This window comes from Anaeromyxobacter oryzisoli (assembly GCF_022690765.1).
Lineage (GTDB): Bacteria > Myxococcota > Myxococcia > Myxococcales > Anaeromyxobacteraceae > Anaeromyxobacter > Anaeromyxobacter oryzisoli.
Genome location: NZ_JALCZA010000014.1, coordinates 1 through 12,699, shown reverse-complemented (window position 1 = coordinate 12,699; position 12,699 = coordinate 1). Strand labels below are relative to the sequence as shown.

Here is a 12,699-nt window from a genome sequence, read left to right as displayed (position 1 = left end):
GTCCGTCGCGCATGAGCTACCCCTCGACGAGCGGACCGGCGCCCCGCCGGGCGGGCACCTCGAGCCCCGGCGCCACCTCGACGCCGCCCGGACCGGGCTCGCGCCGTCTCGCGTCCCGTCGCAAGGACGCGCGCTCCGGGGTCCCTCCGGCCGCGGCGAGCGCGACGGCGACGAGGATGGCGCGATCCTCGACGAGGTTGTGGCTGAACACCCCCGCCCCCAGGAGGACGAGCGCGACGGGCCCGGCGCCGCGGCGCGCCGCGATCAGCGCCAGCGCGAGGGCGGGCAGGAGCAGGAGGCCGACGACCCCTTGCTCGGCCGCGAAGGTCAGGAACATGTTGTGCGCCCCGGCCCCCGTGTCCCACTCGGTCGCCGCCCCGATCCCGTTCCCGAGGAGCGGAGCGTCGCAGAAGAGCCGCCACGCCTTGAGGGCCACCTCGCCCCGGCCGCTGTCGTCCTTGGCGAAGGTGACGCGCTCGACGACCGCGGGCCCCAGGCGCCCTTGCGACTCCAGGTAGCCGGCCCCCTTCATGGCGATGAGCGCCCCCAGCGCCAGGCCGAGCAGGAGCCCCCACCCCCCGACGGTCCGGCGCAGCGCGAACGCCACCAGCAGGAGCCCGAGGCAGATCATGGAGCCGCGGGAGAGCGTCGCGACCACGCCGATGGCGGTGACGACGACGAGGGGGACGCGCCAGCTCCTCCCGAGCTCCGGCGCCGCGATCGCGAGGCCCAGGACGATGATGCTCCCCGCGCTGTTCGGGTTCATGTAGAACCCGGCGGCCCGGCCGACGCGGACGACGGCCGGAGTGTCGATCCGGCTGAAGTCCAGGAAGCCGAGCATCTCGGCGGCGTCGACGAGCGCCCCCAGCGCGACGGCCATCGCGACCGCCCTCACCGCCAGGCGACGGGCGCGCGGGTCGTCGAACACCACCGCGAACGCGACGAGGAGCGCGATCGACCGGTACCTGGCGTCGACGAGCTGCGCCGTCACCGTGCTGTTCCGCGTCCAGATCGCCCAGAGCGTCGTGACGAGGAAGAAGCCGTAGGCCCAGAGGACGATGGGTGAGCCCAGCGCGGGTGCGCTCCGCCGCGGCGTCAGGACGAGGAGCACCGCGGCGCCGAAGACGACGACGAACACCGAGTAGAGCGGCTTGGGGGCCCATCCCACCACGAACGCGTACTCGTCCAGGTGCGTGAAGAACACGGCCACGCCGAAGACCGCGAGGGCGCATCGGGTGACCGTCCCGATCGTGATCGCCTCGGACGCAGCCTCGCCTCGCATCGCCTCACCCCTTGGCGGCGCGAAGCGCGGCCGACCATCGCTCGAGGACGACGCCCGGCGAGAGCGTGGCGCTGATCTCGCGCGCGGCCCGCCCGAGGCGAGCGCGCGCGATCGGGTCGTCCATCAAAGAGGACAACGACGCGGCGAGCGCCCCGACGTCGCCGCGCCGGACCAGGAGACCGTTCACGCCGTCCGCGACGATCTCCGCCGGCCCGCTCGGACAGTCGAACGCCACGACGGGCAGCCCGCAGGCCATGGCCTCGAGCAGGGCGTTCGGGAACCCCTCGAACCGGGAGCTCAGCGCGAAGACGTGGGAAGAGGCGAGGAACGGCAGCGGGTCGAGGACGTGCCCCGGCAAGGACACGCGCTGTTCGAGGCGGGCCCTCCGGACGCGCCCCTCGAGCGCCGGCCGCTGCGGCCCCTCGCCCAGGATCGTGAGCGACCACTCCGGGTGGGCCGCTGCCACCCGGGCGAACGCCTCGATCAGCAGGTCGAACCCCTTCTCGGGCCCGAGCCGGCCCATGGCGAGGAGCCGCCGCGGCCCCCGATCCACGCGGGGCTCCGCCAGCCTGGACGGGCGCTCGACGAAGTTCGGGATCACGTGAACGCGCGGGCAGAAGGCGCGCGCCCAGGTCGCGACGCTCTCGGTCTGGACGACGACGCCGGCGGCGTGCGGATAGAGGAGCCGCCGGGCCGCCGTCCAGGTCTTCCCGACCAGGTTGTGACGCGGATCGGTGCGCTCCGAGACGAGCACAGGCAGCCCCGTCCCGCGGCAGGCCAGGATCGACAGCACGTTGGTGCGCGCCAGGAAGCTCACGACCACCTCGGGCCGCGCGGCGGCGAGCGCGTCCCGGAGCGCGCGCACCCTGCGGGACGCCTGGAGCGCGCCCTGCACGACGTTGCGTGACGGTCGGAGGAGATCGAGCGCGACGCGGTGCACGCCCGGCGGCAGGGCGTGGACGTCGGTGTCGCGCGAGCTCAGCGTCACGACGCTCACCCGGACGCCCGCCCGCGCCCAGTGGCGCGCGAGCCCCGCGACGATCCGCTCGGCCCCGCCTCCGGCGAGGCTCGAGATGACGAGCGCCACCCGCGAGACGTCCTCGCCGACGGCCCCCCGCCGCCCCGACCGGACGATCGCGGGCGGGCCGTCCGCCGCCGGCGCCGCGATCCGGACCCCAGGCGGTCCGGCCGCCAGTCCGCTCCGATCGTCACGCACCGTGACACCACCCCCACGTGTGGCCTCGGCGACGCTCGCGGCGCGCGCCGCACCCTGCGGCCAGCCCAAGATACGTAGGCCCGGCGGAACGTCAGCGCCCCGTGGGTATGCCGTGCCTCGTGGCGAGTTCACGCGCCGGGCCTCCGTGCCTAGATCCCCGCGATGCGCCACACCGCGACGCCGGCACGGGCCGCCCAGCGCCGCGCGGACCGGGTGACGGAGCCGGCCCGCGCGACCGTGGTCCACGTCACGACCGTACCGCTCTCGCTCGTGACGCACCTCTCCGGGCAGATCGGCTTCGTCCAGCGCCGCGGCTTCGCGGTCCACGTGATCACGTCCCCGGGGCCGGAGCTCGACACGTTCGCGGAGGGGGAGCGGATCCCCGTCCACGCGATCCCGATGGCCCGGGCCATCACCCCGCTGCGGGATGTCCTCGCGCTCTGGCGGCTCTGGCGCACCCTCCGCCGCATCCGCCCCGACATCGTGCACTCGCACACGCCGAAGGGCGGCCTGCTCGGGATGATCGCGGCGACGCTCGCGGGGACGCCCGTGCGCGTCTACCACCTCCGCGGGTTGCCGTTCGTGACGGCCAAGGGGGGCCGTCGCCGGCTGCTCCGGCTGAGCGAGCTCGCGTCGTGCTCGCTCGCGCACCGCGTCCTCGCCGTGAGCCACTCGATGCGCTCCATCGCCGTCGAGGAAGGGCTCTGCCCCGCCGACAAGGTGAAGGTCGTCCTGGGCGGCAGCGGCAACGGCGTCGACACGGAGCGTTTCCGGCCCGCCGCCGACGACGCGCGCCAGGCGGCGCGCGCCGAGTGTGGCATCCCGGCCGAGGCCCTCGTCATCGGCTTCGTGGGACGGCTCACGCGCGAGAAGGGCATCCGGGAGCTCGAGCGCGCCTGGCGCGCGCTGCGCCGGGCCGAGCCGCGGGCCCGGCTGCTGCTCGTCGGCTGGGTCGAGGCGGAGGACGCGGAGTCGCGCGACGCCGTGGCGGCGCTGCGCGCGGACCCCCGCGTCCACTTCACGGGCCCGGTGGCGGACACGGCGCGGCTGTATCCGGCGATGGACGTCGTGGCGCTCCCCACGTACCGCGAGGGCTTCCCCAACGTGGCGCTCGAGGCGGCGGCGGCGGCGCTCCCGATCGTCGCCACGTCGGTGCCGGGCTGCGTGGACGCCGTCCAGGACGGCGTCACGGGCGTCCTCGTCTCGCCGCAGGACGCGGCGGGGCTCGAGCGCGCGTTGCGGCGCTATCTCGCCGAGCCCGCGCTCCGCGCACGCCACGGCGAGGCGGGCCGGCGCCGGGTCGTGGCGCAGTTCCGCCGCGAGGCGATCTGGGAGGGGATCGTCGCGGAGTACCGCGCCTTGTTGTCGATCGGACCCGGCGCTTCCCTTTCTGCCCGCGCCGACGATGCCCCGGCTGGAAGCCGATGAAGAGATGCCGCAGGGGCGGGCGGTTCCTCCGCCCGAGCGCGATCAGTCTCGAGGAGCAGCGGCGGCCGCGCACGGCTCCGCGAGGACGTCGCGCGAAGTCGCCGGTCGCGTCGGTGCGACGGATCGGTAGGCGGGGAAGAACTCGCTGCTCGGTGGTTGACCCCCGTGCTGCGCCGACCAGGCGCGCGTGAGGGCCGCATAGGTCGCCATGTCGTGCACGCGCCGGTACGTCCGGAACTGGGCCCGCAGCGGCGAGAAGTTCGCCTTGAACCGGAACACGCCGTCCCCGGCCTGGTACGCGCCGCCGCACAACATCCGGCGCTTCCCCTGGCGCACCGCCCAGCGGATCGTGTCGTAGTGGTACGCGTTCACCGGCCTGATCCCGGAGAAGGCCATGTCCGCGGCGGAGAGGTGCCACACGACCTCTCGCTCGTCGTGGAAGTACAGCCCACCTGCGATGACGCGATCGTGGTGCTCGGCGAGGGCGAAGAACGCGTTGTCGGGCATCGTCTCGAAGAACGCGACGAAGTGCTCGAGGGGGAAGTGGTAGCGATCGGCCGCGTTCCGACGGGCCATGGTGAGCTCGTACAGCCGATGGAACTCGCGGACGTCCTCGACCGACGCGGCCCGGCGCACGCGCACGCCCGCGCGCTCGGCCTGCTTCACCTGCCGCCGCGCGTCGGTCGTGAGGGACCGTCTCCAGATCTCCTCCTCGCCCCAGGTGAGGTCGATGTAGACGATCTCGCGGTTCGGGTGGACGCAGGATTCGTCGAGGAGCTCCGGCGGCGTCCACGGGCTCAGGTGAGCGAACTCGGCGACGATGCCCTGCTCCCGGCAGTAGGCCGCGAAGAGGTCGGCGAAGCGCGAGGCCCCCGCGTCGCCCGGCGGGGGCGGTCGGGTGAAGATCGGTCCGCTGTACTCGGGCGTGAAGGTGTCCCATCGCTCGCCCGCGCCGGCCGCGAGTGGCGGCGCCCGCACCGAGCGCTGGAGGAACGGGTACGCGGCGGCGGCCTGGCCCCAATCGGCGACGAAGAGCCGCGCGGCGCCGCCCGTCAGCTTCTCCAGGACTCGCGCGTACTCGACGCTGCCCATGACGAACGCGTTCGTGGGCAGCACCGCGCGCCAGCGCTCCGCGTCCTCGGTCGTGAGCACGTATCGGCTCGTCATGGGCAACCGCCCCCCCACCCTTCGTCGGAGCGCCTTCGCTCGCCCAGGCGCTCTCCGAGCTGCCGCAACGCCCCGCCGGGTAGCCGGCGGATGCAGCCCAGCACGTACTCGTACCAGCGGCTCCCGTACGGCACGTAGGCGCGGACCGGGTACCCGTCCCGCACGAGGGCGGCCTGGAGCGCGGGGCGCACCCCGTACAGCATCTGGAACTCGAGCGCGCGCCGCTCGAGGCCGGCGTCGGCGGCGACCCGGCACGCATGGTGGATGGCGTTCGTGTCGTGCGTCGCGATCGCGGGGTGGCGCCCGCGCGCGACGAGCCGGTCGATGTCCCCGAGGAACGCCGCGTCGATGTCCGCTCTCTTGCGGTAGACGACGGCGGCCGCCTCCCAGTATCCGCCCTTGACGAGCCGAACCCGCGCGCCCGCCGCGACGAGCCCGTCGAGGTCGCCGCGGCGGCTCCGCAGATACGACTGGAGCACGATGCCGACCGTGTCGTTGCCGTGGGTCTCGCGCGCGTCCTCGAACATGCGGAGCGTCCGCTCGACGTAGGCGGACTCCTCCATGTCGACGCGGACGAACCCGCCGCCCTGCCTGGCGCCGTCGAGCACGCGGCGGAGCTGGGCGCGGCAGAGGTCCTCGGAGATGTCGAGCCCGAGGTGCGTCAGCTTCACCGAGACGTTGGCGTCGAGCCGCTGCTGCGCGATGCGGCGCAAGGACTCCAGCGCCGCGTCCGCGGCGGCGACGGCCTCGGGCTCGGTGCGGACGTGAGTCCCGACGTAGTTGAGGGTCGCCTTGATGCCGCGCGCGTTCAGCGTGCGCACCGCGCCCAAGGCGGCTTCCAGGTCCTCGCCGGCGACGAAGCGCCAGGCGAGATCGCGCACGCCGGGCAACGTCACCGCCGCCTTCTTGATCCAGGGCTGGTGCAAGGTGAGCGAAGCGAGCTGCCGCAGCATCGGCGTTCCCCCCGTGCTCCTCTCGCCGCACGACCCGCCGGCGGTGCAAAGCCCGGGGTTGTTGGGCCCGCTGAAGATACGCGCTCGCCAGGCTCCTGGTAGTCGCGGGACCTCGAAAGGGATGCACCTTTCGTCCGGGAGGGGGCAGCGACACCGCCCGTGCATGCTGCTCTCACGGTGACGAGCATCCGACGGGAGAGCCTCCCCGGATCAGGTGGGACGCCTCCGAGGCGTGGGAGGAGTCGCGGTGGGTGCGCTCGAGACCGCCCCGTCGGCGCGCTCCTCGGGGGACTCGTCGCCCCACGATGGCGGCCCGCGGCGGCCCCCGGCGTCGCGGCCACCGCCGGTCCTCCGCGCGTTCCTCCGTGAGGGCCGGCCGGCGAGGGGACTGGCGTTCAGGGGGGGAGCGATCGACCTCTTGCGCATCGCAGGGAGTGCCGTGACCGAAACGGGGAGATGAACGAGCGATGTCGCACGACCCGAGCCGGGGACGCACCGCGCGCACGGTGAAGCGCGGAATGGACGTGCTCGGCGCCGCGACGCTGCTCGTCCTCCTCTCCCCGGTGCTCGCGCTCGTCGCCGCGGCGCTCGCCGTGCTCGACGGGCCGCCGGTGCTCTTCCGGCAGCTTCGACCCGGGCTGGGCGGCAAGCCCTTCTGCATCCTGAAGTTCAGGACCATGCGGCCGCTCCGCCCCGGCGAGGCGCCGTACTGGTCGGACGCCGACCGCGTGACGCGGCTCGGCCGGTTCCTGCGGGCGACGAGCCTCGACGAGCTGCCGGAGCTCTGGAACGTGCTCGAGGGGGAGATGAGCCTCGTCGGCCCTCGCCCGCTCCTGGTCGAGTATCTCGACACCTATTCGCGGGAGGAGGGGCGCCGTCACGACGTCCCCCCCGGGATCACGGGATGGGCCGCGGTGAACGGGCGTCACGCCCTCAAGTTCCACGACCGGCTGAAGCTCGATCTCTGGTACGTCGATCACTGGAGCCTCTGGCTCGACGTGAGGATCCTCGCGCGGACGGCGCGCGAGGTGCTCTGGCGCCATGGCGTCGCGACCACGCAGGACATCGACGAGATCGACGCCCCCCTCCCGCGCCCCGCGTCTGCGCTTCGCGGCGTGGGCCAGGACCCAGGAGGCGCCAGGCGATGAACGGCGGCGGACCGCGAGGGGCCGAGCGCGACGTGCGCCGCATCCGCCTGTCGACGCCGCGTGTGGAGGGGAGGCGACGGGGGCCCTTCGCGGGACCGGGCACGGCCAGGTGAGCGCCGGGGCGCGTCAAGTGCGTCGTCGAAGGAGAAGGACATGTCGAACACGACGCGGGGGACGGGGACGCGCGCCGAGGGATCGCGCGCGCCGTCGACGACGAGGGGGTCCGCTCGGGTCGGGCGCCGCGAGGCGCTGGGCCACGTCGCCGAGGCGCCCTCGATCGCGCAGCTGGCCTGGACGATCCTCGAGTACCGCTACACCGTCCTCGTGGTCGTCGTGCTGGCGCTCGGCCTGGCGGTGCTCCGGCTCGTGACGGCGGTCCCGTCGTACGAATCGAGCGTGCTCGTCCAGGTCGAGGGGCGCACGAAGACGGTCCCGGGTTTCAGCGACGTCTCGCCGCTCTTCGACCGCGAGTCTCCCGCGGAGGCGGAGATGCGCATCGTGCGCTCCCGGCCGCTCCTCCAGGCGGTGGTCGAGGACCTCGCGCTCGACATCGAGGCGCGGCCTCGCCGCGCGCCCCTCCTCGGGGCCGCGTTCGCGTGGTGGCGCGCGGGCCCCGGGCTCGCGCCCGCGCCCTTCGGGCTCACGCGCTACGCGTGGGGTGGCGAGCGCATCGGCATCGCGCGGCTCGAGGTCCCGGCGGAGCTCGTCGGGGAGCGGCTCACGCTCACGGCCCGAGAGGGCGGCCGCTACGACGTCGCCGCGCCCGAGCGCGGGGTCATCCTCGAGGGCGAGGTGGGCAAGCCCGCCCCGAGCCGGTCCGGGCTCCCTCGCGCCGAGATCCTCGTCTCGGAGCTCGTCGCGCGGCCCGGGACCGAGTTCGTGGTGGTGAAGCGCAGCGCCGGCGACGTCGCGGACGCGCTCCAGGCCTCGCTGCGCGTCGCGGAGCAGGGCAAGGCCACCGGCGTCGTCGAGGTGTCGCTCGAGGACCGGAGCGCCCCGCGCGTGGCCACGATCCTGAACGCGATCGCGGAGACCTACGTGCGCCAGCACGGAGAGCGGACCTCGGCCGAGGTCACGAAGACGCTCCGGCTCCTCGAGTCGCAGCTCCCCGCGCTGAAGGCGAACATGGACAAGGCGGACGTCGCGCTGAACGCGTTCCGTCGCGACGCGGGCGCGGTGAACCTCTCGGCGGAGGGCGAGTCGATGCTCTCCCGCGCGACCGACCTGGACAAGAAGATCGCGGAGCTGGAGGTCGAGGCGGCCGAGCTGCAGCAGCGGTACTCGGCCGGCTACCCGGCCGTGCTCGCGCTCGAGGAGCGGCTGAAGAACCTCCGCGCGCAGCGCACCGCCCTCGACCAGCACATGAGGGCGCTGCCGGGCCGCGAGCTCGAGGCCGCCCGGCTCTCGCGCTCCTCCCGGCTCGCGACGGAGCTCTACCTGAACGTGCAGAACCGGGCGCAGGAGCTCCGCATCGTGAAGGCCGGGTGGATCGAGAGCGTGCGCGTGCTCGAGCCCGCGGTGGTGCCGGCGCGGCCGGCGAGCCCGAAGCGCGACGCGACCATCGTGCTCGGGCTGCTCCTCGGGATCGGGGCCGGCGTCGCGGCGGCGCTCGTGCGCAAGGGGCTCGACGAGGGCGTCGAGGACCCGGACGAGATCGAGGCCCGCACCGGGCTCCCGGTCTTCGGCGCGATCCCGCGGAGCGCCGCCCAGCGCGCGCTCGAGCGGCGCGGCAGGCGGCGCGGCCCCGTCGAGCCCCTCTCGCTGGCGGCGCCCGGCGACGTCGCCGTCGAGGACCTGCGCAACCTCCGCACGAGCGTGCAGTTCGCGCTCGTGGGCGCGAAGAACAACATCATCACCATCTCCGGCCCGGCGCCGCGGGTCGGGAAGTCGTTCGTGAGCGTCAACCTCGCGCACCTGCTCGCGGGCGCGGGGCGGCGCGTCGTCCTCGTGGACGCCGATCTCCGCCGCGGCCGGCTCCACCGCCACTTCGGCGTCGAGCGGCACCCCGGGCTCTCCGACGTGCTGCTCGGCGCGGCGACGCTGGAGACGGCCGTCCAGACGACGGCGGTGCCGCAGCTGTCGTTCCTGCCGACCGGCCCTCTGCCGTCGAACCCGGGGGAGCTCGCGGCCAGCCCGCGGATGGAGGAGCTCCTCGACGAGCTCTCGCGGCGGTACGACGCGGTCGTGGTGGACACGCCGCCCATCCTCTCGGTCACCGACTCCGCCCTCGTCGGGCGTCACGCCGGGGTGAACCTGCTCGTGCTGCGCGCCGGCGAGCAGACGGTGCGCGAGATCGCGTTCACGCTCCGCCGCCTCGCCCAGAACGGCGTCGAGATCCGCGGCGGGATCCTGAACGACCTGCGCCCGTCTGCCGGAGGGCGGTACGGTCGGTACGGCGGGTACCGCCTGTACTCGGCGTACTATGTCCAGAAAGACTGGCGGGATCGTTGACGGCGCCGCTTCGGGCGCGTCGGCTCGCTACGGTCGGTGAATTCGGGAGGGACCCGGTCCGTCGATCGGTCGCTCGAGCGGGCGGCGCCGTGTCGCCCGCGGAGCGCCGACGTGGGCGAATGTCGGATGTAGGCGCGACACCGCCTCCCGGCAGGCAGGCGAGCGTGCTACCGGATGTACCGAACGCTCGACATCCGTCCGCCTCGGCGGACCAGGAGACCGACCGATGAAGAAGACGCTCCTCGCCGCGGTGGCGGCCCTCGCCGCCGCGTGCGGCGGCAACGACAGCAAGCTCGATCCGACGACCGTGAAGTTCACGTACGGTTCGTCGAGCACCCCGGTGGACGCCGCGACGACGAGCAGCGCCGCCACGACGGCCTCGACCGCGCTCTCCGCGACGCCGAGCATGGATCAGACGACGACGCTCGACTCCACGGCCGCCGACCCGAACGTGGGCTCGATCATCACGCTCCCCGACATGATGTCGAGCCAGGTGATGGCGTCCTCGACCACGGTGATGTCCGCCCAGACCGGCGCCGCCGGGAAGGCCATCCAGGTCGGCATCGGGAAGCTCACCCCCGCGGCGGCCGGGTTCGACCCCGCGTGCGTGACGGCCTCGCTCACGCGCGTCACGTACTCCGGGTGCGTCGTGGACGTGACGAACACGGACGGAACCTGGAGGGTGACCGTGAACGGCACCGTGACCCGCGCGCTCCTCGGGACGGGCCCCGCCATCGCGAACGTGGCCTGGGATCTCAGCACGCACTTCGACGGGACGAGCACCACGACGTCGTACTCGCTCGCGCTCGACGTCCACCAGACCGGCGCCGTCACGATCACGGAGCCTGCCGTCTCGACCGACGACTGGACGCTCACCGGGAGCGCTCGCGCCGACACGAACATGAGGTTCTCCATGACCGGCATGAGCGTCTCCGCGAGCGAGACGCTGCTCACCGATTACAACCTCGCCTTCCAGTACGATGCGGCCCTGTCGCAGGCCACCCCGACCAACGGCACGATCGAGCTCCGGCGCGTGTGGACCGAGCAGCCGGCGGGCTCGAACCAGCCGGACGTGGGCGTCCTCTTCACCTGGAACGGCGGCACCGTCACCGCCGTCTTCGGGGCGAGGCAGTAGCGCGTCGTCACCACGCCTCGGGCGCCGGAACGGGCCGCCTCCCGCGCCAGCCAGGGCGCGGCGGGGCGGCCCGCGACGTCTCGGGGGGCGCAGCGCGCGTCCGGCTCCCTCCGACGGAGGGCTCCTCCTCGTGCCCGCGCGTCGGCGGGCCGCGTCCGCCTCGCACGTGTTCGGAGCGCCGCCCCGTCGCTGGCGTCGCGCGGTCCGGGCGCCGTGCCGATCTCCGCGCCGAGAGCCTCACGAGCTTCCGCGTGGAGCTCACGAACGGTCCCCGACACGCGACCGCGTCGCGGGGCACGGACCGGGGGAGACGACGGGAGCCGGAGGATGGTGAAGCCGCGCCGCGATCGTCGGACCGTCCGCGTCCGGCCCGCCACGCGGGCGCCGCCGCGGCGCGTGCCGCTGCCGCAGTCCCGCCCGAAGCCGGCGGCCGAGGACGTCACCGCGCCGGCCCGCGTTCGCAGGCTCCTCGCGAGCCCGAGCTACGTCCCCGCCGACGAGGACGTGGCGTTCCTGAGGCGACCCGAGACCCGCGGCGTCCGGCTCCAGCTCGACTACTTCAAGGCCGAGGACCTCCTCCGGGCGCATCGGGTCGAGCACACCATCGTCGTCTTCGGCTCGACGCGGATCCCGGAGCCGATCGCGGCGCGCCGGAGGCTCGAGCGCGCCCGGGCCGCCGCGGCGGCCGCGCCGCGCGACGCCCGACGCCGGCGGGCGGCGGAGATCGCCGAGCGGGTCGTCGAGAAGAGCCGCTATTACGACGTCGCCCGCGCGCTCGGACGGCTCGTCGGGCGGCGCCCGAACGCCCTCGCGGGGGGGCGGCTCGTGGTGATGACGGGCGGCGGGCCGGGCATCATGGAGGCGGCGAACCGCGGCGCGGCGGACGCGGGGGCGGAGTCGGTCGGGCTCAACATCGGCCTCCCGCACCAGCAGTTCCCGAACCCGTACGTCACGCCCGCGCTCTGCTTCCGGTTCCACTACTTCGCGATGCGGAAGCTCCACTTCCTCCAGCGGGCGCGAGCGCTCGTCGCGTTCCCCGGCGGCTACGGGACCTTGGACGAGCTGTTCGAGACGCTGACGCTCGTCCAGACCCGGACCATCGCGCCGGTGCCGGTGGTCCTCGTCGGCGAGGCCTACTGGCGGCGGGCGCTCGACGTGCGGTTCCTGGTGGACGAGGGCGTCATCGACCCGGAGGACGCGGAGCTGTTCTGGTACGCCGAGACCGCGGAGGAGATCTGGCGCGGAATCATCGACTGGCACCGCGGGCGGCGGCCCTCATGAGCGCCGCGCTCCACCCCCGAGCCGGCGCGGTGGCTCGAGCAGCGATCTCATGGTCAGTCCGCGATCGGGTCGATCATCGCCCGCCGCCGTCGAGCGCGCGCGCGGACAGGAAGCGGCCCATCGGATCGAGCAGGACCTCGATGGGCGCGCCCGAGCCGTCGTTCACGAGCCGGACGACGCGGCCCCAGTCGTCGCGTCGCTGGGACAGGACCGGGAGCTCCATCACGTGGCGGACCGTGGGTCGCCCGAGCTGCTCGCCGTCGGGGCCGACGAGCGTGAGGACGACGCGGCCGCTGGGCTCGACGGTGCGGACGACGGTGAGGCGGGCGGCGCGGGGCTCGGGCTCCGGAGCGGGCGGGGCGGGGGGCGGGGCAGCCGTCGAGGTCAGCGCGTTCGGGCTCGTCGGCGGCAAGTCCTGCATCCATGGCCCGCCCGACGGTCCGGCCGCCGGAGGCGCCATCGCGACCGGAGCGGCAGCGGTGAGCGGAGCGGTGGCCGTGAGCGGGGCGGCGGCGGCGACCGGGGCGGCGGCGAGCGATGCAGCGGCGCCGACCGGAGCGGCGGCCGCGACCGGAGCGGCGGCGGTGACCGGAGCGGCGGCGGTGAGCGGGGCGGCGGCGGCGACCGGAGCGGCGGCG

The 12,699-nt window shown here is 74.4% G+C and carries 9 protein-coding genes and 1 pseudogene; 5 read left to right on the top strand and 5 right to left on the bottom strand.

The window, feature by feature from the left end; genetic code table 11:
* Nucleotides 1-16 precede the first annotated feature (16 nt).
* Nucleotides 17-1,282 carry an O-antigen ligase family protein gene (locus tag MNZ27_RS07020; protein ID WP_242393327.1) on the bottom strand — a complete coding sequence of 422 codons (1,266 nt, stop codon included), beginning with the start codon at nucleotides 1,280-1,282 and terminating at the stop codon, nucleotides 17-19.
* Nucleotides 1,283-1,286: 4 nt separating this feature from the next.
* Entirely contained in the window at nucleotides 1,287-2,369 is a 1,083-nt protein-coding gene (locus tag MNZ27_RS07015; RefSeq protein WP_242393326.1) for a glycosyltransferase family 4 protein, read from the bottom strand.
* Nucleotides 2,370-2,660: 291 nt separating this feature from the next.
* Between MNZ27_RS07015 and MNZ27_RS07010 the strand changes: the two genes are divergently transcribed.
* Nucleotides 2,661-3,926, top strand: a complete 1,266-nt coding sequence (locus MNZ27_RS07010) for a glycosyltransferase family 4 protein (protein ID WP_242393325.1) — start codon at nucleotides 2,661-2,663, stop codon at nucleotides 3,924-3,926.
* Nucleotides 3,927-3,968: 42 nt separating this feature from the next.
* Here MNZ27_RS07010 and MNZ27_RS07005 read toward each other — a convergent pair whose 3' ends face one another.
* Together MNZ27_RS07005 and MNZ27_RS07000 are read right to left on the bottom strand one after the other, a co-directional pair.
* On the bottom strand, nucleotides 3,969-5,093 hold the full coding sequence (locus MNZ27_RS07005; protein ID WP_242393324.1) for a lipid II:glycine glycyltransferase FemX: 1,125 nt from the start codon (nucleotides 5,091-5,093) through the stop codon (nucleotides 3,969-3,971).
* On the bottom strand, nucleotides 5,090-6,046 hold the full coding sequence (locus MNZ27_RS07000; protein WP_242393323.1) for a proline dehydrogenase family protein: 957 nt from the start codon (nucleotides 6,044-6,046) through the stop codon (nucleotides 5,090-5,092). Before MNZ27_RS07000 ends, MNZ27_RS07005 begins: the two co-directional genes overlap by 4 nt.
* Before the next feature lie 467 nt (nucleotides 6,047-6,513).
* On the opposite strand from MNZ27_RS07000, the gene MNZ27_RS06995 reads away from it, so the two are divergent.
* The 4 genes from MNZ27_RS06995 (at nucleotide 6,514) to MNZ27_RS06980 (ending at nucleotide 12,061) form a co-directional block, all read left to right on the top strand.
* Entirely contained in the window at nucleotides 6,514-7,194 is a 681-nt protein-coding gene (locus tag MNZ27_RS06995) for a sugar transferase (protein ID WP_242393322.1), read from the top strand.
* Between the two features lie 153 nt (nucleotides 7,195-7,347).
* The gene (locus tag MNZ27_RS06990) at nucleotides 7,348-9,645 is read left to right on the top strand and encodes a polysaccharide biosynthesis tyrosine autokinase (protein ID WP_242393321.1); all 2,298 of its coding nucleotides are present in this window, start codon (nucleotides 7,348-7,350) and stop codon (nucleotides 9,643-9,645) included.
* A 226-nt stretch (nucleotides 9,646-9,871) separates the two neighbouring features.
* Complete coding sequence (locus MNZ27_RS06985) at nucleotides 9,872-10,780, top strand: hypothetical protein (RefSeq protein ID WP_242393320.1); 909 nt, start codon at nucleotides 9,872-9,874, stop codon at nucleotides 10,778-10,780.
* 327 nt (nucleotides 10,781-11,107) lie between these two features.
* Entirely contained in the window at nucleotides 11,108-12,061 is a 954-nt protein-coding gene (locus MNZ27_RS06980) for an LOG family protein (RefSeq protein WP_242393319.1), read from the top strand.
* A 73-nt stretch (nucleotides 12,062-12,134) separates the two neighbouring features.
* On the opposite strand, the pseudogene MNZ27_RS06975 reads toward MNZ27_RS06980, so the two are convergent.
* A pseudogene (locus MNZ27_RS06975) lies at nucleotides 12,135-12,699 on the bottom strand (hypothetical protein); the annotation flags it as partial.

Coding starts and splice junctions, on each gene's coding strand:
- MNZ27_RS07005 (WP_242393324.1), bottom strand. CDS start 5,093: ATGACGAGCCGATACGTGCTCACGACCGAGGACGCGGAGCGCTGGCGC.
- MNZ27_RS07010 (WP_242393325.1), top strand. CDS start 2,661: ATGCGCCACACCGCGACGCCGGCACGGGCCGCCCAGCGCCGCGCGGAC.
- MNZ27_RS06985 (WP_242393320.1), top strand. CDS start 9,872: ATGAAGAAGACGCTCCTCGCCGCGGTGGCGGCCCTCGCCGCCGCGTGC.
- MNZ27_RS06990 (WP_242393321.1), top strand. CDS start 7,348: ATGTCGAACACGACGCGGGGGACGGGGACGCGCGCCGAGGGATCGCGC.
- MNZ27_RS07020 (WP_242393327.1), bottom strand. CDS start 1,282: ATGCGAGGCGAGGCTGCGTCCGAGGCGATCACGATCGGGACGGTCACC.
- MNZ27_RS07000 (WP_242393323.1), bottom strand. CDS start 6,046: ATGCTGCGGCAGCTCGCTTCGCTCACCTTGCACCAGCCCTGGATCAAG.
- MNZ27_RS06995 (WP_242393322.1), top strand. CDS start 6,514: ATGTCGCACGACCCGAGCCGGGGACGCACCGCGCGCACGGTGAAGCGC.
- MNZ27_RS06980 (WP_242393319.1), top strand. CDS start 11,108: ATGGTGAAGCCGCGCCGCGATCGTCGGACCGTCCGCGTCCGGCCCGCC.